General features: G+C 61.2%; 15 protein-coding genes (1 of these 15 running past the window's edge). 4 read left to right on the top strand and 11 right to left on the bottom strand.

What is annotated here, in order from left to right; translation table 11 throughout:
- Positions 1 to 20: 20 nt before the first annotated feature.
- From topA to FVQ81_09865, 9 genes are all read right to left on the bottom strand, one after another.
- Positions 21 to 2363 (bottom strand): type I DNA topoisomerase, encoded by a 2343-nt coding sequence (topA, locus tag FVQ81_09905; protein ID MBW7996858.1) that lies wholly within the window; start codon positions 2361 to 2363, stop codon positions 21 to 23.
- 182 nt (positions 2364 to 2545) lie between these two features.
- Positions 2546 to 3043, bottom strand: coding sequence for a DUF494 family protein (locus tag FVQ81_09900; GenBank protein ID MBW7996857.1), 498 nt, complete (start codon positions 3041 to 3043; stop codon positions 2546 to 2548).
- 66 nt (positions 3044 to 3109) lie between these two features.
- The gene (locus tag FVQ81_09895) at positions 3110 to 3667 is read right to left on the bottom strand and encodes a shikimate kinase (protein MBW7996856.1); all 558 of its coding nucleotides are present in this window, start codon (positions 3665 to 3667) and stop codon (positions 3110 to 3112) included.
- A 3-nt stretch (positions 3668 to 3670) separates the two neighbouring features.
- Complete coding sequence (gene aroC / locus FVQ81_09890) at positions 3671 to 4876, bottom strand: chorismate synthase (protein MBW7996855.1); 1206 nt, start codon at positions 4874 to 4876, stop codon at positions 3671 to 3673.
- A gap of 642 nt (positions 4877 to 5518) precedes the next feature.
- Entirely contained in the window at positions 5519 to 7012 is a 1494-nt protein-coding gene (locus tag FVQ81_09885) for a sulfatase (GenBank protein MBW7996854.1), read from the bottom strand.
- The gene (locus FVQ81_09880; protein ID MBW7996853.1) at positions 7009 to 8526 is read right to left on the bottom strand and encodes a sulfatase; all 1518 of its coding nucleotides are present in this window, start codon (positions 8524 to 8526) and stop codon (positions 7009 to 7011) included. The genes FVQ81_09885 and FVQ81_09880 overlap by 4 nt, the downstream gene beginning before the upstream one ends.
- Positions 8456 to 9286, bottom strand: coding sequence for an RraA family protein (locus FVQ81_09875; GenBank protein MBW7996852.1), 831 nt, complete (start codon positions 9284 to 9286; stop codon positions 8456 to 8458). Before FVQ81_09875 ends, FVQ81_09880 begins: the two co-directional genes overlap by 71 nt.
- Positions 9287 to 9687: 401 nt before the next feature.
- Complete coding sequence (locus FVQ81_09870) at positions 9688 to 11982, bottom strand: AsmA family protein (GenBank protein ID MBW7996851.1); 2295 nt, start codon at positions 11980 to 11982, stop codon at positions 9688 to 9690.
- A gap of 38 nt (positions 11983 to 12020) precedes the next feature.
- Positions 12021 to 13208: a hypothetical protein gene (locus FVQ81_09865; GenBank protein MBW7996850.1), complete on the bottom strand. Its 1188-nt coding sequence runs from the start codon at positions 13206 to 13208 to the stop codon at positions 12021 to 12023.
- A 354-nt stretch (positions 13209 to 13562) separates the two neighbouring features.
- Between FVQ81_09865 and FVQ81_09860 the strand changes: the two genes are divergently transcribed.
- The 4 genes from FVQ81_09860 to FVQ81_09845 are packed head-to-tail and all read left to right on the top strand — an operon-like array spanning position 13563 to position 17855.
- Entirely contained in the window at positions 13563 to 16253 is a 2691-nt protein-coding gene (locus FVQ81_09860; protein ID MBW7996849.1) for an anaerobic ribonucleoside-triphosphate reductase, read from the top strand.
- A gap of 20 nt (positions 16254 to 16273) precedes the next feature.
- Entirely contained in the window at positions 16274 to 16666 is a 393-nt protein-coding gene (locus FVQ81_09855) for a hypothetical protein (protein ID MBW7996848.1), read from the top strand.
- Positions 16667 to 17416 carry an anaerobic ribonucleoside-triphosphate reductase activating protein gene (locus tag FVQ81_09850; GenBank protein ID MBW7996847.1) on the top strand — a complete coding sequence of 250 codons (750 nt, stop codon included), beginning with the start codon at positions 16667 to 16669 and terminating at the stop codon, positions 17414 to 17416. It abuts the gene before it with no gap.
- A gap of 13 nt (positions 17417 to 17429) precedes the next feature.
- Positions 17430 to 17855 carry a dUTP diphosphatase gene (locus FVQ81_09845; GenBank protein ID MBW7996846.1) on the top strand — a complete coding sequence of 142 codons (426 nt, stop codon included), beginning with the start codon at positions 17430 to 17432 and terminating at the stop codon, positions 17853 to 17855.
- 149 nt (positions 17856 to 18004) lie between these two features.
- On the opposite strand, the gene FVQ81_09840 is transcribed toward FVQ81_09845, so the two are convergent.
- On the bottom strand, positions 18005 to 19207 hold the full coding sequence (locus FVQ81_09840) for a hypothetical protein (protein MBW7996845.1): 1203 nt from the start codon (positions 19205 to 19207) through the stop codon (positions 18005 to 18007).
- A 169-nt stretch (positions 19208 to 19376) separates the two neighbouring features.
- Positions 19377 to 20120: the 3' portion of a Na+/H+ antiporter NhaC family protein gene (locus FVQ81_09835; GenBank protein ID MBW7996844.1), read on the bottom strand. The gene runs 675 nt beyond the window's last position; 744 of the gene's 1419 nt are visible here — the last part of the coding sequence; its start codon lies off the right edge, out of view; the stop codon is at positions 19377 to 19379.

Genomic DNA, 20120 nt, shown 5'->3' with positions numbered 1-20120 from the left:
AAACATGCCGGGGGGCGGTTTCAGGCGCTCTGGGCCACATCGCCGCCGCTCTCGCCGCCCTCGATCTCCTCCATACTGAACTTGCCTTTGCAGGACTCGCAATAGGCTCCGCCGGAACGTCCGCCGCGGAAGATTTTCTGAAACAGGCTTTTAGCGCCGCAGGACGGGCAGGCTCCGGCCAGGGGACGGTCCCAGGTGGCGTAATCGCAGTCGGGGTAGTTGCTGCAGCTGAAAAAGGTTTTGCCGCGGCGGGTCTTTTTCTGCACCAGCTCGCCGTCGCAACCCTCGCGCGCGCATTTGACACCCGTGGTCAGCGGCTTGATATTGGAGCACGCCGGGTAGTTGGAGCAGGCCAGGAACGGACCGTAGCGGCCCTGCTTCTTGATCATCGGGCTGCCGCACTTGTCGCACTCGATCCCGGTGGCCTGCTCCTCGATTATCCTGATCTCGCCGTCGTCGCCGCGCTCGTACTGCTTGATGTTTTTACATTCGGGCCAGGATGAGCAGCCCAGGAAAGCGCCGTGCTTGCTCCAGCGGATCACCATTTTCGAGCCGCACTTGTCGCAATCCACGTCGGTTTCCACAACCACCTTGCCCCGCTGCTTCTTGGCGTTTTCCAGCGCCGGCTCGAAATCTCCATAGAACTCCTCGAGCAGCTTGTGCCAGTCCTTGCGGCCCTCCTCGACCTCGTCGAGCAGGTTCTCCATCCTGGCCGTGAACTGGACATTGAGGATGCCGGGGAAGCGGTCGACCAGCAGGGCGGTGACAGCGAAGCCCAGGTCGGTGGGACGCAGGGAGCCCTTGAGACGCTGGACATAGCCCTTGTCGGTGATCGTGCTCATGATCGAGGCGTAGGTCGAGGGGCGGCCGATACCGTTCGATTCAAGCTCGCGGATCAGCAAACTCTCGGTGAACCTGGGCGGGGGCTGGGTGAAATGCCGGCGCGGCTCGATCGTTTCCATCCCGAGCACTTCCCCGGCCTCGACTTCCGGCAGCAGGCGGTCCTCGCCGTTGCCGTTGCCGGCGCCCTTTTTCTCCAGGTTCTCGGTGTAGACCCTGGTGAACCCGGGAAACTTCATCACGCTGCCGGTGGCGCGCAGCACGAACCGCCCGGCGGCCTCGATATCGATCGTGGTCTGGTCGTAGACCGCCGGTTTCATCTGGCTGGCCACGAAGCGCGACCAGACCAGGGTATAGAGTTTTTGCTGATCTGCGTTTAGATACCTCTTCATCGCATCCGGCGTGCGGTTCACGCCTGTGGGGCGGATCGCCTCGTGGGCGTCCTGCACCTTGCCGCCCTTTTTGCCTTTGGAGAACCTGTTGGGTCTGTCGGGAAGATACTTGTCGCCGTATTCCTGCTTGATCAGGCCGCGCACCTGGCCGATAGCGCTCTCGGCGACACGTGCCGAATCGGTACGCATGTAGGTGATCAGACCAGTGGCTCCCTCGCCGCGCAGCTCGATACCCTCGTAGAGACCCTGGGCCACCTGCATGGTCTTGCGGGCGGGCCAGCCGAAACGGACAGCGGCCTCGCGCTGCATGGTGCTGGTGATAAACGGCGGCTGCGGGTTGCGCTTTTTCTGCTTGCGCTCAACCTCGGCCACCCTGCCCTGCCCGGCTCCGCGCAACTGGACCGCAAGCGAATCGGCCAGTTCCTGATCCGTGATCCAGAACCGGTCGTCGCGCCCGGCCTCCTCGTCGGGCCGGGTCACCACCCGCTTGCCGTCGACAGTCCAGAGTTTCGCCTCGAACCGGTTTTTACCGCCGCTCAGCAGTCCGGCCAGGATACTCCAGTATTCCTTCTGCTGGTAGCGGCGGATTTCCTCCTCGCGCTCGCAGACAATCCGCACGGCCACGGACTGGACCCGCCCGGCGCTGAGTCCGCTGCGGACCCGTTTCCAGAGCAGGGGGCTGATTTTGTAGCCCACCAGGCGGTCGAGAATACGCCGCGCCTGCTGGGCCTCGAACAGGCTGCGGTTCAGCTTCTGCGGGTGATCCATCGCCTCCAGCACCGCGTTCCTGGTGATTTCGTTGAACATTACGCGATGAATCCGCTTGTCGTCCTTGGACAGCACGCTGGCCAGGTGCCAGGCGATCGCCTCGCCCTCGCGGTCGGGATCGGGCGCCAGGAATATCTCATCGGCGTCCCGGGCGGCTTTTTTGAGCTCGCTGATCACTTTACTTTTGCCCCGGATCACCTGGTAGGTGGGCTTGAATTCGTTCTCAAGGTCCACGCCCAGTTCCTTGACCGGAAGGTCTATAACGTGCCCCATCGACGCCTTGACCGAGTAGTCCTTGCCCAGGTAGCGCTCGAGCGTTTTGGCCTTGGCCGGGGATTCCACGATGACTAGATTTTTACCCATTCCATTTCCTTAAGCTGGTTAAAACATGCGTTTCCCGATTGACAGTCTGCAAATTATCCATAAAAAAACGCCGACGTACCAAACTGGGGCGGGCCGGCAGTCATAATGAATAAGCGGTACGGGCAATCCTGTCAACCGCCGGGAGCGATCCGCGACAAAACCGCCCCGGCGAGCTGCAAATCTCAATTCAACCTCTTGCGGAACATGTGCCACGATTCCCCGCCGCCGACATTCTCATCGTCATCGCCGCAGTCCCTGTCGTACTCGGGATCGATCAGCAGCTCCATCATCACCGCCTGGAGCTGTTCGCTGTTATCCACCTCGATCCGGTTACTGGTGATATAGCCGATCAGCTCCTCGGTTTCGTCATGGTTGACCAGGCCGAGTTCACGAATCAGGCAGAGATAGCCGTAGGCGTCCCGGCCGATAAAGCGGCGCTCCGCGGTGTCGAGTACGCGGAAAGTGCGCTGACTGCCCGTGCGCCCGGCTCCGCGGGGCCTGTCGCTGCTTTTCGGTTCGAGCTGCACCAGGTAGGCGTTGATCCCCCGGGTGATTTCCTCCAGCGTGTAACCCAGCTCCATCAGCTCCCTGGTGACCCGCCGGACCTGGCGCTCGAAAATTTCGTAGGAGCTGAAATTCTCGTTCATATAGCTGATAATTTCCTCAACGTTGTTCTGCACGCCGGTACTCCTGACTCGGATAGCTGATCCAGTTGAGGTTATATTGCCGAACTCGTCCGCGGCGGCTCAACAGGAGGACTGCGGGCCGCCGGTGTTCAACAGATCGATAATTTTATCGGTGACCCTCCACACGCTCCGCCCGTCGGTCATCACGCAGAGGTCACACTCAGCGTAGTAACTTTCCCGTTCCGCCAGCAATTCCCTGATCCTGACCTCAGGATCGTCCACGTCCAAAAGAGGCCGTGGTTTTCCCCGGCTTTCGCGAAACCTGGCCAGCACCGATTCCGCCGAGGCTTTCAGCCAGACGACACAACTGTGCCGCCGGAGCAGTTCCCTGTTGCGGCTGTCGATCACGACTCCGCCGCCGGTGGAGAGCACCCTGCCGGTCAACGGTAGTACCCGCGCCAGTACGCGGTGTTCGATCTCGCGGAATTCACTCTCTCCGCCCTGGCTGAACATCTCCGGGATCGGCCGGCCCGCCTCGGCCACTATCCGCTCGTCGAGATCCACGAACTCCAGATTCAGCTTGCGGGCCAGCCTGCGGCCGACACTGCTCTTGCCGGTAAACATGAAACCGGTCAGCGAGATACTGGGTTTTCCGCGGAACGAGCGGGACTCGGGCAATTCTCAGTCGATCCTCTCCAGATAATTAGCGTAATTGCTCTGAATGTCAACCAGTGTGGAGCCGCCGAACTCCTCGAGAAACGCGCCGGCGATTTCGATCGCCACCACGGCCTCGCCCACCACGCTCGCCGCCGGCACGGTGGCCACGTCGCTGCGCTCGGTACTGGCTTTTACCGGCTCGCCGGTACTGATATCCACCGTCCAGAGCGGCTGCATCACCGTCGGGATCGGTTTCTTGAACGCGCGCAGGATCAGCGGCTCGGCGTTGGACATGCCGCCCTCGGTGCCCCCGGCGCGGTTGGTCCTGCGATAGTAGGGGCCCACGTGATGCGGTCGGCCGGGAACACTCTCGCCGGGCTTGCGCTTGAAAATCTCGTCGTGGACCTGGCTGCCGGGCCTGGCGCTGTTCTCGCAGGCCGTGCCCACCTCGGCGCCCTTGACAGCCGGGATACTGACCAGGGCGCGCACCAGCCGGGCGTCCAGGCGCTTGTCCCACTGGGTGTAGCTGCCCAGCCCCGGCGGCACTCCGGCCACCACCACCTCGAAAATGCCGCCGAGAGTGTCTTTTTCCTCTCTGGCCCGCTCGATCCGCTCGATCATCCGGCGGCTGCCGTCCTCGTCCAGGCAGCGGACCTCGCTCTTGTCGGCCAGCTCGCTGATATCCTGCGGCTCGATCCCGCTCTCGGGGGTCCAGGCAGCAGAGGTTATCCCGCCGAAAGCGATCACGTGGCTGGTGACACTGATGTCGAAATGGCCCAGCAGCGCCTTGGCGAACGCGCCCACCGCAACCCGGGAGGCGGTTTCACGGGCGCTGGCCCGCTCCAGCACGTTGCGCACGTCATCATGACCGTACTTGAGCACACCGGTCAGGTCGGCGTGGCCCGGACGCGGATTGTGGACCAGCTTCTCGGCCACCTGGTCCGGATCGTTCTCGGCGGCGTTCATTACCCTGTCCCAGTTCACATAGTCGTCGTTGCGCACCAGGAACGCGATCGGACTGCCCAGGGTCCTGCCGCCGCGGACACCGGAAAGGATCTCCGCGCGGTCTTTCTCGATTTTCATCCGGTCGCCCCGGCCGTAGCCCAGTTGACGGCGGGCCAGGTCGCGGTCCACCTGCTCCACTTTCACGCTGACACCGGCCGGGAACCCGTCGATTACCCCGCAGAGGCTTTTGCCGTGGCTTTCTCCGGCTGTAAGGAAGGTGAACATGCAGTCAATCCCAGGTCTATTTTTTCCTGATCTCGAATTCAAGCCGGCCACGCTGATTCCCGCCCGGCCTGTCAGCGGCGAAATTAACAGCTTAACCGCTAAAAGTAAACTCCCATGATTCATGATAAACGGATCGCCGGTTGTCTGCAACCGCCGCGCGATAATGAACTACCCCGCGGCAGAGCCGCGAGGTGTCTGATTTAAATCCTCCTGAATCTCATTTTCAACCTGTTGGGGAAACTTAAAGTATTCTTCAAATGTTATTCTCTTTTCTGCTTTTGTTTCGGCAAAAGCAGCAAAACCATTGGGGGTGAGCGAACTCGCATTTACTCAATCTCTTCAGCGACCAGTGAGTGTAATAGGTAAAAAACTCCGCTCCTCCGTGCTGGGCACGCTGAAAGCGAATCGCACTCCTGCCCCCCTCGCTCCTGCTACCTCCTCTGGGATACGACTCTTCTTCACGCTACCCCTTTGCTGGCTCAAACATGCGCGGCCCCCGGAAAAACCCGGTACCCGGAGTGTCGAGCAGTGTTTTGGCCAGGCAGCGGCTTCTCCTCGCAGGGGAAAACCGTGTGCTCGCCCGCGCGCAAAAAACCACCCCGCGGCAAGCCGCGAGGAATGCTTTTCGATTCAACCGAAAAACTATTGACTCGCCCTGCCGGGGTCGTATGACGGGTTCCGCTCAGTGGGAATCCGCGCGCCGATATCCTTGCGCCACTGCTGCAGCATCGTGCGCAGGCGGTCGCGGACATCGGGGTGCGAACCGGCCAGATCGTTCCGCTCGCCGATATCGTTCTCCAGGTCGAACAGCTCGACCGACCAGTCCTCGAAATACTCGATCAGTTTCCAGCGGCCGCAACGGATCACGCTGCACGGAGTGGCGCGCCAGCCGGGGTCGCGGACATCAGGGTAACCCCAGTCCTCGAGGTAAACCGGAAAATGCCAGTAAATCGCCTCACGTTGGATATCGCCACCGCCGAGCAGCGGTACGATACTTTCGCCGTCGAGCAGGTGTGCCCGGGGAGCGTTGACAGCGGCGAGTTCGAGCATCGTGGGCAGGAAGTCGACCCCGATCACGGGCGTTGAGCAGCTCGAGCCGGCCGTGGTGACACCGGGCGCGCGCACCACCAGCGGTTCCCTGATCCCTCCCTCGTAGAGCGTGCCCTTGCCTCCGCGCAGGGGAGAATTGTCGGTGAACTGGCGGTGGCCGCCGTTGTCGGAGAAAAAGATCACCACGGTATTGTCGGCCAGGCCGTTCTCATCCAGCGCGGCCAGTACCCTGCCGACACCCGTATCCAACGCCTCCACCATCGCGGCGTAGTCCGGGTTGTTCTGGTCGCCGTCGGGCTGCTTGCCGCGGTACTTGCCTACCAGTTCCGGCTTGGGCTGAATCGGCGTGTGGACCACGTGGTAGGACAAGTAGAGAAAAAACGGGCTGCCGGTACGGGAATTCAGATAGCCGACAGCCTCATCGGTCAGCCGCTCGGTCAGGTATTCGCCATCGGGGCCGTCGCTGAGTTCCGGGTTCCAGTAGGGGCTGAAATAGCTTTTGGGCATCCCGGCACGGTATCCGCCGATATTGAGCTCGAATCCCTGCCCCAGCGGTCCGGTTTCCGGTCCCTCGCCCAGATGCCACTTGCCGATCGCGGCGGTCTCGTAACCGGCCTGGCGCAGAAGTTCGGCGACAGTGATTTCGTCGGGATCGAGAAACAGTTTATTTTCGATCGGGATCAGCCTGCGGCTGTAATCCCGTCCACGCTCGCTGCTGTTAACAGTCAGGATCCCGTGGCGCGGGCTGTAGCGGCCTGTCAGGATGCTGGCGCGGGTGGGCGCGCAGTTCGGTGCGTTGGCGTAGGCGTCGGTGAACACCATCCCCTGGCCGGCGAACCTGTCGAGACTGGGAGTCTCGTAATACCGGCTGCCCATGAACCCCACATCGCGCCAGCCCAGGTCATCGGCCAGGATAAACACGAAATTGGGCGGCCGCCTGCTCTCGCCGGTCCCGCCGCACCCGCCCAGGGCCAGCGCCCCGGCGGCCATGGCTGAAGCCGAAATGAAATCCCTGCGGCTGATATTGCCGCCGCTGTCCAATTTTCCGTTCCGCTGCGTCACTTTTCGCTCCTGTGAATCGGTCATTCAAACCTGCGCGGGGCGTGGGGCCACTCGTTAATAAACCAGTCGACCAGCTCGTGGTTTTCACCCAGCCGCTCGATTTGGGCCGTGTATCCATCGGCCAGAGCAGCCAACTCGCGGACAACCTCGGGGTTATCAGCAGCGATATTGAACCGCTCGCCGGGGTCTTCCTCCAGGTCAAACAGCAGGGGCACCTCGGGCACGGTCCAGTTCGCCTCCCTCTGATATCCCCCTTTCGAGTGGTCGTAGAAACGCAAATGCAGCTTCCACTTGCCGTGGCGCACCGCGTTGAGGTGGTGTCGTTCATAGTAATAAATCGTGCGCCCGGGCTGCGGCTTGCCCTGCAACGCAGGCATCAGGTCGATCCCGTCGATCGGGCGGTCCTCCGGCAGCTTCCCCCCCGCCAAGGTTACGCAGGTTGGCAGGAAGTCGAGCACCGAGCCCACCGCACCGCCGACCATCCCGGCGGGAAGGTGATTCTTCCAACGGGCAATGAAAGGCTCACGCATGCCGCCCTCCCAGGTGTCTCCCTTAGCGCCGCGCAGAAGGCCGGCACTGCCGCCGCGCAGGTTCCGGCTCATCCATGGGCCGTTATCCGAGGTGAACAGCACCAGAGTGTTTTCGCTGAGCCCCAGGCTGTCCAAGGTATCCAGGATGCGGCCGACACTCCAGTCAAGCTCCTGGATCACGTCCCCGTAGAGACCCCGTTTCGAGACGCTCAGGAATTTATCCGAAGCGAAAAGCGGCACGTGCGGGAAAGTGTACGGCAGGTAGACCAGGAAGGGGTTGTCCTGTTCCTGCTCGATAAAGCGGATCGCCTCCTCGGTGTAACGTCTGGTAAGGGTGGTCTGATCCGCCGGGTGCTCGATCATCTCGTCGTCCCGCCAGATGTCGGCGTTTTGCATGTCATTGCTGTAGAGGATGCCGTAGTAATAGTCAAAGCCCTGCCTTAAAGGACGATACTCGGGTGTGCAACCCAGGTGCCACTTGCCGATACAGGCCGAGCGGTAACCCAGCGGCTTGAGCGCATCGGCGATTGTGATCTCATCCGTGGACATGCCCGTAACATCCGGAGGGAAAAATACATGGAGCACGCCGGTGCGGATACAGTTCCTGCCAGTCAGGAGCGCCGAGCGAGAGGGCGAGCACACGGGATTGCCTGAATAGAACTGGGTCAGGCGCACTCCCTCGTCGGCCATCCGGTTCAGGTTCGGCGTACGAATCGTCGGGTGCCCTCCAAACTCCCAGTCGCCGTAACCCATATCGTCGGCGAACAGGATGACGAAATTAGGTTTACGGCCTGCGGGGCCGGCCGGCTGCGGGGCGCTGTTCGCCCCGCAGGCCGCTGTGACCAGCGGAGCGGCGGCAGCCGCCCGGCCGGCCCTGCGGATGAATTCCCTGCGTGAAATCTGCGACATTTCAACCTTCCAGGGTCGAGTTGGCGGGTTATTTGACAGTTTCATCCAGCGGGATACCCAGCTCTTCGTATTTCCTGCGACGGCCTTCCTTGTCGGCATCCAGGATCCGGCGGGCGTAGAGCGCCACCTGCTCGGCCACCGCGCGCGGGACCACCACCACCCCGTCGCCGTCGGCCACTACCATGTCGCCCGGCATAACCAGCACTCCGCCGATCACCACGGGCCGGTTGATCGACTCCAACTCGTTGCGGCCGGGTCTGATCCCGCGGCCGGTCTTGCGCAGGTAGAGCGGAATTTTCTGCTTGGCCACCTCGTCCACATCGCGGCTGGCGGCGTCGGTGACAACTCCCGTTGCCCCGGCCCGGAGCCAGCTCAGGATGTTGTTCGAGCCGATCGAGCCGATATCGCGGAACTCGGCGTCATCGATCACGATCGCGGTACCGGGGGTGATAATGCTGACGAACGCCTCGCTGGAGAGCTGTCGGTACCACGCGCCTTCCCACGCCGGAAAATCCTCGCCGGGAGCGGGACGGGCCACTCGCTGGGTAGGGACATAGCGCATGGTCAGCGCGATACCGCAGAATTGATGCTTGAGCGAATCGAGGTCACGCCAGGAAGCGTGGATCGACTCATCCACCAGCCCGGTACCCGCCAGGCCCACCATGTCCATCCCGTCGGAGACATCGGCCACGCGCAGGCCCTTGTAAAGTTTCAGCAGCCGCTCGTTCTGCTCCGCCGAGAAAACCCCGGTCGGCATGAAATTGACTCCTGAGCGCAGTTGTTCATCGGGTGCGCTCTGGGCCGCGACTAAACGGGCAAGAAAAAAAACTGCGGTCAGGGCAAGCGAAAAAATGCGCATGGATTACCCCCGGTTAGGATTTGGAACTGCCGCTGACGATTGAGCTGACTAGTAGCTTTATTTGCTGTGCCCGCCGGAAATTGCAGACTGGACAGGAATGATAGCCGTCTACCAAATTGGTAGCGGCGCAGCAGTGATATGTCAATCGTCTTATGTCCCCGGAACTGGTTCCACCAACAGTCCGGGGATATATTGTTTTGAAGAAGTAATGCCTGCCGTTTCATAATGTCAACGCAGACCGGGAGGATTTGATGCGCCGGTTATTCATTTTATTACTCGGCTCGCTGGCATTGGCTGGCGCCGGCTGTGGTCCCGATGGAGCCGGTCCGAGCGCGGCAGCGCCCGAAAACGGCAAGCTGAGTCTGGACTCGGAAGTGGTGCTGGAGGGCCTGCCCGACGGATTATTTCAGCAGCTTCCTGAATAGCTTGCGCACGCTGCGTTTGATATTTTTCGCCGCCCTTTCGGCCATCGGCCGCGTGTCCCAGCTGATTTTCGGTTCAGTGGTGGTGCCTTTCAGTTCCAGCGCCAGTTCCACCGTGCCCTGCCCGCCGGTCAGCAGGTTGGCCAATTCGCCGCGCAGCAGCTCACGGCACTTTTCACTCAGTCGCTGGTTGAGGGCCAGGGTCAGGTTGTAGTCCAGGCTGCCGTCCAGACCAAGCGAGCCCTCGGCGCCGATCAGCCCGGCGGTAGTGTTCAGCTGCAGATTGTCGCCGAACACCCGGCCGTCACGGATTTCCATCGTCCCCACCCAGTCGTCAATCTCCAGGTCCCGCAACTCGTCGATCCCAGTCAGGCTGGCGATAGCGTTGAGCGCGGGCCAGCCCTCGAATCTGCCATCGCTCAGAGTGAAAGTTGCGCTTCCGGACAATCCGCTGGAGGGATCCAGCGCGAGAGCATTGCCGCTCCGCAGGCTTATGCTGCTCTTCAGCGAGCCTGTCAGGAACTTGCCGACACTGGAAAACGGCTGCAGCATCTGTCCGGCCTGCACTTCATCCACCCGGAGATCCAGGCTCCAGCTTTCGACCCCGGCAGTCGAGAGCACGAACGCTCCGCCGCCGGACAACCTGCCGCCGGAGTATCCCGAGCGGACGCTGTCGATCCGCAGCAGGCTGTCGCGGACCGTAAACCACAATCCTGAGTTCTCCAGCCCGACACCATCGAGCACGGCCAGGCTGACGGCGGTCAGGCTTCCGCGCCCGTCGCCCAGCGCAATGGGCGTCCTGGCCGAATCCACGGCCGTCCGGCTGACATTTTCGGAGCTGGAGACATATTCCGGCCCCAGCAGCTCCGGCAGGTTCAGCCGGTTGGCATTGGCAGTCAGTTTCCAGCGGGCGCGTCCGGAGGCCAAGGGGTTTTCCGGGGGCAGCAATCCCGGCCAGTTTATCACGGACAACTCCGCTCTCAACTCAGAGCCGCCGGCCTCGAGCGCCAGCGACCCGCTGGCGAGATCCCGTCGGCTGAGCGTGGCCCGGAGGCGGGATATCCGCAATGCAGGACGCTCACCGGGCAGGATGATTTCCACTGCTCCGGCCGAGACAGTCCCGGAGGCGCTCCATGATTCCAGCGGGTTTTGCAGCTTCGCGGCGAGAGTAAGATCGACGCTGAGTTTTCCCGCGGCCTCCCAACGCTGCTCCCCTTCGAGAAACTCTTCCAGTCCCTCCAGCGAGATATCGGCTTTCAGGGCGGCGCTGGCGGCATACGGCTCCGCTAAGTTGACAGTACCGGAAAGCGCCAGCATGTCATCCCCCATACCGATCTCCAGCCGCCTGATATTGAGTTGGTGTCCGTCCGCATCCAGCTCGACACTCAACTCCCCGATCCGGCGGGGAAAGTCCTGTGGCAGGAGCAGTTCACTCAGCAAGGCGGGATCATCGGCCCCTCCGCGCAACTTCGTGCTCCAGCTCAGGCTGTCCGGTTTGCTGAAATCCAGCCGCAACGGCCCGTCGAGCCGCACGCCGGCGGCGGTGAACGTGACCCTGGTCAGCTCGATCCAGCTCCAGTCGACCGCCGCGCTGCCCTCGAACCGGGCGACAGCCGGCAGAGCGCCCTCGAACTGCTCCCTCAATTCCGGCTCCCGCCCCCGCAGCTCGCCGATTTCCAGGCGGCCATGCAGCGGAAATGAACTTCCCCCGTCCGCGGGCAGCATGTTCAACTCGCCCTCGATCCCGGCCACTGTCACCTGCACACTGTCCATGTAATCGTGGTAGTGCAGGACACAGTCCTCCACCAGCACTCTGAGCAGCAGGAGGCTGAAAGCTTCATCCCCCGGGGGTTCCTCCGTTTCCTGCTCCTTCGGGATAATCTCGGCCAGGTTCAGCGCACCGCCCCTGTCCCGGACCACGAATATCTCCGGCCCGGACAGAGTCAGGCTGACAACTTCCACCCGCCTGGAAAGCAGGGGCAGCAGTTTCATTTTCAGGTACAGGTGCTCAAGCCTGGCGGTATGCGGAATCTCCTCGCCCTCGCCCGCGGCCAGTTCCACTCCCTCCAGGTCCAGTGTCATCCCCCGCCACAGGGACAGGCCCAGGTCCTCGATCGTGCACTGCCGGCCGGTTTCTTCGGTTATTCTCTGCTCGGCGATTGTCCTGATTTTTTCGACCGGCAGCAGCAGCCAGACCGCCACTGTCGGGACCAGACACAACAGGAGCAGCGCTCCGGCTGCCCAGGCGATAACCTTGACCGTCCTGCTACCCATCCCTGCTCACCGCCTTTCGCCAGTATCGAGCCTGTTATTCATTCCCGCTTCCCGATCTTTTTCAGCAGTTCGCGGGCCTTGTCGCGGCTGTTCCGGAAATCGTCCATCTCAAGCACCGCTTCCAGGCAGCGCCGGGCCAGCTCGTACTTTTCACACTGATAATATATTCCGCCGAGTTCGAGATTTGAAGAGGCCCGTATCCAGTCCGGGTGGACTTCCCCGCCGGCAGCGGCTATCTGCTCGAACCCGGTGCGCGCCAGATCGAGACTGCCCATCTTTTTGTCACTCAGCGCGATCCGGTAGGCCATCGACCAGCGGCTGAACATCCGGTTGTCGTAGTAGGGACACCCCTGCTCGATCCTGGCGGTGACCTCACCGTACACCTCCCGCGCCTCACCGTAAAACTTGCTGCGCAGCAGAATATCTCCCAGCCGCCAGTGGATCAGCGGATTGTCGGGATAGCGCTCGCGGAGTTCCCGCGCAGCCCGCAGGATCCGCTCATTGGGCTCCTCGAGCGTGGAATAGATATTCATCAGCAGGGCGAGGCTGGCGTCCCGCGAATACAGCCCGCGCGCGGCGGCCAGCCAGATATTGGCCAGTCCCTCTGTCTTATTCCCCTCGAACCCGTAGACGAGCGCCAGCAGTTTGACAGCCGCGGGCAGCGAGCCGGTGATATACATGTAAGTCCCCCGGCCCAGATAGCTGTCGTAGTAGTCCGGATCCAGTTCCAGCACCTTTTCGATATAGTTCCAAGCCCGCTTGGCCAGCGGCGCCATCACCAGCCAGCGGTGGTCGATTACGGCCAGCAGCGCCTGCTGACCGTAGATCGCTCCCAGGTAGAGGGTCCCCGCAAACCTGGTGTCCCCGTTTTTTTCCGCCCGTTCGGCGTATTGACGGCTGAGGTCGAGCTCTTCCTCGAATTTTTTCTTCAGCGGCTCCGGGTCCTCGTCCTCGCTGATCAGGAACAGCCGCCAGCTGGTGGCGGTAGCGCGGAAGTAGTAACCGTCGGGACGGTTCGGGTTGGCGGCGATATAGCGCTCCACCACCCGTTCGGCACTGTCGAGCTTCGTGGCGATCATCAGCTGCCCGGCCAGTTCCAGCTCCGGTTCGTATAAAAAGTGTGCGCGATCTACCAGGCCGTCGCTTGAATACCCGTCTCCGGACCGGGCTGTCAGCCTGGAGCAAAACAGGAAAAAAAACAAGGCCAAAATTAATTTTTTTTTCATCTTCGGGCTCATTATCGCATGTATGGCGACAGATAATCGATGCAAATGCAAAAAGGGTAAAATATTACAAGATTTTGTGCCCCTACTAAAAAAAACTACTACATATGGTGTTTCTCTCTTGACACTACCCGTGTGTTGTTTTTATATATAACACGTCTGCCGCTAGCTCTACAGTTAAATCTGTTCAGGTCATGTGGTTATGCGCAGGCGACTTTCGCTTTTGCCCACCGGAACCAAGTTGGTCTGCCAGCAGTCCGGACATAAAGCTGAATCAAACGCGGGTTTTGCCCAGCCCGTTCTTGGATTCTAGAACATCAGATACCGTATTTACCCCCATGCGCCTCGGGAGGTTTCATGCCCTCTACGGTCCCATTCGTCTATTTCAGGAAACGCAACGGAACTGTCGTACCGTTCGATCCGGATAAAATCACCAATGCAGTGAAAAAGGCCGCCGAGGCGGTCAGCCGCCAGGAGGGTACCCCGATCGATGAGTCCAGGCTGGCGGAGGTTACCGACAAGGTGGCCGCTTACCTGGACGACCCGCAGAGCGAATACTACGTATATCCCAACGGCAAGGGCGAGCGGATTCCCGAGATCGAAGACGTGCAGGACCTGGTCGAGATCGTGCTGGCCGAAAACCGGATGCCGCAGGTGGTGGCGATCTACAAGCGATACCGCAAGATGCGCGAGACCGCGCGGCAAAGGATCAGGGTCCGCCACGAGGGAGGCGGCAGCGTGGACGTCACCGACGCCAGCCTGCTGCTGGTCGAATCGATCACCGACGAGGTGGTGCACCCCTGGGACAGGGGGAAAATTGTCCGGCAACTGATCCGCGAAACCGGTCTCAGCGTCGAGCTGGCCAACGCGGTGGCCAAGTCGGTCGAGAATCAGATCATCAGCGGTGATTTCAGCACGGTCAACACCGCGCTGATCAGAGAACTGGTTAACAACGAGCTTTACGGCCGGGGGCTGCGCGAGCAGCTCAAGGACCTCAGTATCTACGCCGTCCCCCGCGAGTTTGTCGAAACGCTGATGTTTGCCAAGAGCACCGAGAACAGCAACATAGTCAGTAACAACCCCGAGGCGGTCAACCTCTCGATAGCCGAACTGGTGCTCAAGCAGTGGGCGCTGGAAAATGTTTACTCGGCAGAGGTCAAGCGGGCTCACGACACCGGTGCAATCCATGTCCACGACCTCGGCTACCCCCACCGGGTCTACTGCAGCAGCCACAGCCTGGAGTATATCAAGAAATACGGCCTCACCGGGCTGGAAAACCTGAATACCGAAAGCAAGCCCGCCCGCAGCGCATCGGTGCTGACCGGGCACCTGAACACTTTTCTGGCCTCGATGCAGGCCAATTACGCCGGCGCGCTGGGGATCAGCTACATCAACGTGTTCTACGCCCCTCTGCTGGAGGGCAAAAGCCGCACCGAACTCAAGCAGATCGCCCAGGAACTTGTCTTCAACGGCAGCCAGAACGCATTCAGCCGGGGCGGCCAGACCCTGTTCCTGGACTATAACATCCACTCCGGCGTGCCGCGCTACCTGGCCGATGTGCCAGCCGTGGGACCGGGAGGCAAGTACATGCTGGCCCTGCCCGGCGGCGGCACCGTGGCGCTGGAGGAGGGAACCACCGGGGTCAGGGACAGCTGCGGCCACAACCTGATGGAACTGAGCCTGAGCGGGGAAAACGGCGGACGGGCGGTCTACCGCGAAATCCTGAACGAAAAGACCGGCGCGGTCGAAATCGACCCGGCCGCAGGCAAGGACCTCGACCAGCGCGGCGAGCGGATTGTCACCTACCGGGACTACGAGCAAACCGCCCGCGAGTTCACCAGCGCGCTGCTGGAGGTTTTCGGCGAGGGCGACCGTTACGGCAAGGTGTTCGAGTTCCCCAAGTGCGATTTCCATATCAACGAGGACTCTTTCCGCGACCCGGAGCAGCGCAAGCTGCTGGACGAGGCCTGCGAACTGGCCAGCCGCAACGGCTCCACTTATTTCGTGTTCGACCGGGACGAGGTGACGCTCAGCGCCTGCTGCCGCCTGCGGACCACGATCGATGACAACTACATGCTGATGCATCCTGAGAGCATGCGGTTCTGCGGCTTCCAGAACGTGACAATCAATATCCCCCAGGCTGCCTACCGGGCGGAAAAGAGGGGTGCGAAAACTGTCGAGGGCCTGATCGAGGAGGCGCTCGACATGATGGATATCGCGATGGAGGCCCACCTGCAGAAGCGGAGCAATATCGGCCGGATGGCGGAAGGCCCGGGGAGACCGCTGTGGCAGATCGGCAAACCGAGCATGGACGGCACACCTTACGTGGATATTGACGAGGCCACCTACATTATCGGCCTGATCGGGCTCAACGACGCGGTCCAGTATATTTCCGGCAAGCAGCTGCATGAGGACGAGGAGGCAATCGAACAGGGCCTGCGGATTATCGCGGCGATGTTTCTCAAGGCCCGCAAGCTGGCCGAAAAACACCGTCTGAAAGTGACCCTCGAGGAGACTCCGGCCGAAAGCGCCACGCGACGGCTGGCCAAGACCGACCTGATCTATTTCAACCGGCAGGCGGCCACCGTGGTCAAAGGCTCGATCGAGAACGACACTGTCTATTACACCAACTCCGTGCACCTGGCGGCCGATGCGCCGGTGGATATGGTGGAGCGGATCCGCATGCAGGCGCGGTTCCACTCGATGATCGAGAGCGGCGCGATAACACATGCGTTTGTCGGCGAGGAGCAGCCCGATCCGCAGACGATCTACCGCCTCGTGCGCGACACGTTCTTCCGGACCCAGAGCGCTCAACTCACGATCAGCCCCGAGTTCACGTTCTGCACTGACTGCACCGAGATCAGCCGGGGCTTGAGCGAAACGTGCCCCTCCTGCGGCAGCGACAAGGTTTACGGCGAAACCAGGGTGGTGGGTTATTTCAGCAAGATCGAAAACTGGAACAGAAGTAAACGCGAGGGTGAACTGGTCTCCCGTCATCAGGGCGACTACCGGGTCTGCGCCGACAGCAGCGAGCTTGTAACTAAATAAAGCGCATGGGAGTTAACCGGATGAAGAATTTTCAGCTTGCCGTGTTCGGCAAACAGGGTTGCGACAAGTGCGACGTGCTAAAAAAGCGGCTGAGCAAAATTCTGGACGAAAAACCATACACTGATTTCGAGTTCACTTATTACGACATGGGTACGGCCGAGGGGCTGGTTCGGTTCTGCCAGTGCGAGACTCTCAACCCTCAGCGCATACCCGGTTTCATGGTGTTCTCCACAGACGGCGACAAGCTGGCGCCCGTGGCGTACAAACAGCCTGTCGGCAATGGCGAAGAGACTGTCGATACCTACCTGGCTCTCGAAACGGATTACGGTTCCGGGGGTGTGATCAAACCCGATACGATCCTGAGCGTGCTCGATACGGCGCTGGCGTCGATGGCGGTAAAGGTCCGGAGATAGATGGAACAGCAGACTGTCCAGAACAGAATCGAACAGACCGGGGAAGACCTCAGCCCGGTATACGCCCTGCTAAAAAAACCCAGCCTGATCGATTACCCGGGACGGATGTGCCGGGTGATGTTCATTTCCGGGTGCAACATGCGGTGTTTTTTCTGCCACAACACCGTGCTGGCCGAACCCCAGAAAAACTTTATCGCCTGGAGCCGCCTGGAACAGACCCTGCTGGCCAGCCGCGTGCAGTGGGTGGACTCGGTATGTATCTCCGGCGGCGAACCGACCCTCCACCCGCAGCTGCTTGACCTGATCTCACGCGTCAGGGACCTGGGATTCAGGGTCAAACTCGACACCAACGGCTCGATGCCCGAAATCCTGAGCAGCGCTCTGACTCAGGTGGACTATGTGGCGATGGATTACAAGGCACCGCTTGCCCGTTATGCAGAGATCAGCGGCTGCCGGACGCTCGAGCGGAATAAAATTGTCGAGAGCGTGAAATTGATCACCGAGTCGGGGGTGGACTACGAGTTCCGCACGACCATTGTCGAGGACTGGCATCGCGAGGAAGACATGCACGCGATCGGCCGGGAGCTTTCGGGGGCCAGGAGATACCGGATCCAGGGCTATGTCCCTCCACGCCATGGCGAGGGGCCGGTCAACGGGAGGCCGCTGAAACGCACATCGATGAAGACGCTGAAACGATACGAAAAAATCAGCCGGGAGTATTTCCCGGAGACATTTATCCGCGGGGGATGAGGTGGAGTGTAAGCTGACCGTTCCTTTTCAGTTGAATGCCGGGGGTATCGAGCCGCCGAGTTACGCCCACCCCGGGGACGCCGGGTTCGACCTTCGCGCCTCCCAGGAGATGGTTATCCCCGCGGGCGCGCGCGTGATGGCCCCCACCGGCCTTCGCCTGGCGATCCCCGCCGGCCATGTCGGCTTGGTCTGGGACCGCAGCGGCCTGGCCGCCAAACACGGGATCCACTGCCTGGCCGGGGTGATCGACTCCGGCTACCGCGGCGAGGTCAAGGTTGTGCTGCAGAACCTGAGCGGCGCCGATTTCACGGTGGAGCAGGGGATGCGGATCGCCCAGATGCTGATCCAGCCGGTGGCAAGCGCCGAGCTGGTCCGGGTGGAGAACCTGGAAGAGTCCCCGCGCGGCGAGGGCGGGTTCGGCAGCACGGGATTGCAGTAAGAGCGGAAATGCTGCCCTCGGTTATTTGATATAAAAATGCTTGAATCGGTAAAAATTCCCCGTGGCGGGGAATTTGCCCGGCGGGGCCGCTGGAGGAAAACTCCAGATGCGGTCCCGCCTTTTTTTCATGGCGGCCCCGTGATTCAGCCCTAGCCCCCGAACTCGCGCGCCGTGTCGAACGCCGCCACGATATTCTCCGGGGGCGTGCCGTGCTGAATGTTGTGGATCGTGGCGAACACGAACCCACCGCCGGGCGAGAAAATATCCAGCCTTTGCCGGGCCTGCTCCCGCACCTCCTCCGCAGTCCCGAACTGCAGCACGCGCTGGTTCTCCACTCCCCCGCCCCAGAAGCAAACCCTGCCGCCGTATGTCGCTTTCAGCCGCTCGGGTTCCATGTTCTCCGCGCTGGTCTGCACGGGGTTGATTATCTCAACCCCGGTCTCGATCATGTCGCCGAGAATGTTGAAAATTGAACCGCAGCAGTGCTGGAAAATTTTTACCGCGGGGTTGCGTTTTTTGATATGCTCGATATAACGCTGATAGTACGGCAGCACCAGCTCGCGCATCAACTCCGGCGAGGCGAACTCGCTGCTCTGCATCCCGAAATCATCACTGAATTTGGCGATGTCGATTTTATCCCCCACCGCCTCGTGGAACAGGTCGAAATTGGCGCACATGCCCTCGAGCGCTTTCTCGTAGAGCTCGCGTACGTACTCCTGCTCGGTTATCAGGCTCACCATCCAGTCATCGAACCCGCAATGACCTAACCCGTAAAACAACTCCACCGCGGGTAGTTCACCGATTACCGCGTAATCGCTGTTCGCCCGCCAGAACTCCGCCTGATCCTGCAGATATCTCAGGTTCTCCTCGGGCAGTGCCGGGATACACCATTGCTCCGGGTCCACATGCGCCGCGCCGGGGCCCTTGAGGAGCCTGTCGAAATAGAGCCCGCCGGAAGGCATCTGCGCGATCTTCTCCCCATTACTCCCGACGATAAACAAATCACCCTTTTCATCCTCCACCGGCTGGAACGCCCCGGAAACTGTCACCGGGGTGCCGTCAGCAAGACTCCAATCCTTGCGCCCGACGTTCGGAACTCCTAAGGCCCCTTCCAGGTTTCTGAGCGCAACCACATCGGAACCCATCCGCTCGCGCACCGGCGCCTCAATCTCGGCCAGCATCTGGTAGAGATCGAAAACGAATGTCTCGCCGCTTTCGATGCCAAGATACTGTTTCAACCCGCTGTACGCTCCGGCCATGATCCCTGTCTGGCGGGACGCTCCGAAATCAACCGGAACCCGGTCGGGTGTGCGGTGCTCGACAGCGGCGATCACTCTATCCCTGGAATTCATCAAGTGCTTACCCTGGCTTTTATCGGATTGTTAAAGGAAATGGAAATTGTGTGCTCACCCGGGCGGCCGGCGCCTGCGCTGGCCAGCGCAGGCGGCACTGCCGTGCCGCGCGCCCCATGGACGCGCGCCGGCCGCCGCTGATCGAGACTTTTTCAAATCTCGTAATAACTCAACCCCGTTTCCTGCCGAAGCCTGTCACCACCGAGACCACCATCACCACGAACAGCGCCATGCTGTAGAAAACATAAGGCGCCATTTGCTTCCAGCCCAGCACGGGCACGAACGGGAACGACTCGGCCAGTTCGCGGTGAATCGCCATCGCGGCCACGATTACCGCGGCGTAGGGCAGCAGAAACGGAAAACTGCATGAGATCGTATCCAGCAGGTTGGCTATCCGGTAGGGGTGAATATTGTGCGGTTTCCGCAGACGGGCGGCCAGCGGTCCCACAGCAACCATCGCGATCGTGTTCACCGGCACGAACAGGTTCGCCAGCGAGATCAACACCACCACCGCGGTTTCCGCTCCCCGGACTGTCCGGGCGATTCCGTTCTGCAGGGCCCGAAGGACCCTGTCCAGGAACCCGCCGGCTTCCATCAAGCCGTTGGCGGTCACCAGCAGCAGGGTCAGGACCGAAACTGGCAGCATCGCCATCGCCCCGTCCACCGCGCTGCCGGCCACCGAACCCTCGGCGGTGATATGGAACACCCTTTCCAGACCGAACACGCCGAACAGCGGACCGATCACCAGCGCCGAGACAATACCGATATTCAGCGCGGCCAGGAAGTGAACACCGCTGACCGCGAAAATGAATACCAGCGCCGCCGGAATCAGCATCGGCAAGGCCCGGGGATCGGCGGTCTCCTCCAGCAACGCCGTAACTCTGGCGCTGTCGGCTGCGCTCTGCTCTCCCGC

It is taken from the genome of Candidatus Glassbacteria bacterium (assembly GCA_019456185.1).
GTDB lineage: Bacteria > Gemmatimonadota > Glassbacteria > GWA2-58-10 > GWA2-58-10 > JAJRTS01.
This window is presented reverse-complemented; position numbering and strand designations above follow the sequence as displayed.

Bases quoted from the DNA above. Each gene is read 5' to 3' on its own strand.
- topA (MBW7996858.1), bottom strand. From the start codon at position 2,363: ATGGGTAAAAATCTAGTCATCGTGGAATCCCCGGCCAAGGCCAAAACG.
- aroC (MBW7996855.1), bottom strand. From the start codon at position 4,876: ATGTTCACCTTCCTTACAGCCGGAGAAAGCCACGGCAAAAGCCTCTGC.
- FVQ81_09885 (MBW7996854.1), bottom strand. From the start codon at position 7,012: ATGACCGATTCACAGGAGCGAAAAGTGACGCAGCGGAACGGAAAATTG.
- FVQ81_09880 (MBW7996853.1), bottom strand. From the start codon at position 8,526: ATGCCGACAAGGAAGGCCGTCGCAGGAAATACGAAGAGCTGGGTATCC.
- FVQ81_09875 (MBW7996852.1), bottom strand. From the start codon at position 9,286: ATGCGCATTTTTTCGCTTGCCCTGACCGCAGTTTTTTTTCTTGCCCGT.
- FVQ81_09870 (MBW7996851.1), bottom strand. From the start codon at position 11,982: ATGGGTAGCAGGACGGTCAAGGTTATCGCCTGGGCAGCCGGAGCGCTG.
- FVQ81_09865 (MBW7996850.1), bottom strand. From the start codon at position 13,208: ATGAAAAAAAAATTAATTTTGGCCTTGTTTTTTTTCCTGTTTTGCTCC.
- FVQ81_09860 (MBW7996849.1), top strand. From the start codon at position 13,563: ATGCCCTCTACGGTCCCATTCGTCTATTTCAGGAAACGCAACGGAACT.
- FVQ81_09855 (MBW7996848.1), top strand. From the start codon at position 16,274: ATGAAGAATTTTCAGCTTGCCGTGTTCGGCAAACAGGGTTGCGACAAG.
- FVQ81_09850 (MBW7996847.1), top strand. From the start codon at position 16,667: ATGGAACAGCAGACTGTCCAGAACAGAATCGAACAGACCGGGGAAGAC.
- FVQ81_09840 (MBW7996845.1), bottom strand. From the start codon at position 19,207: ATGAATTCCAGGGATAGAGTGATCGCCGCTGTCGAGCACCGCACACCC.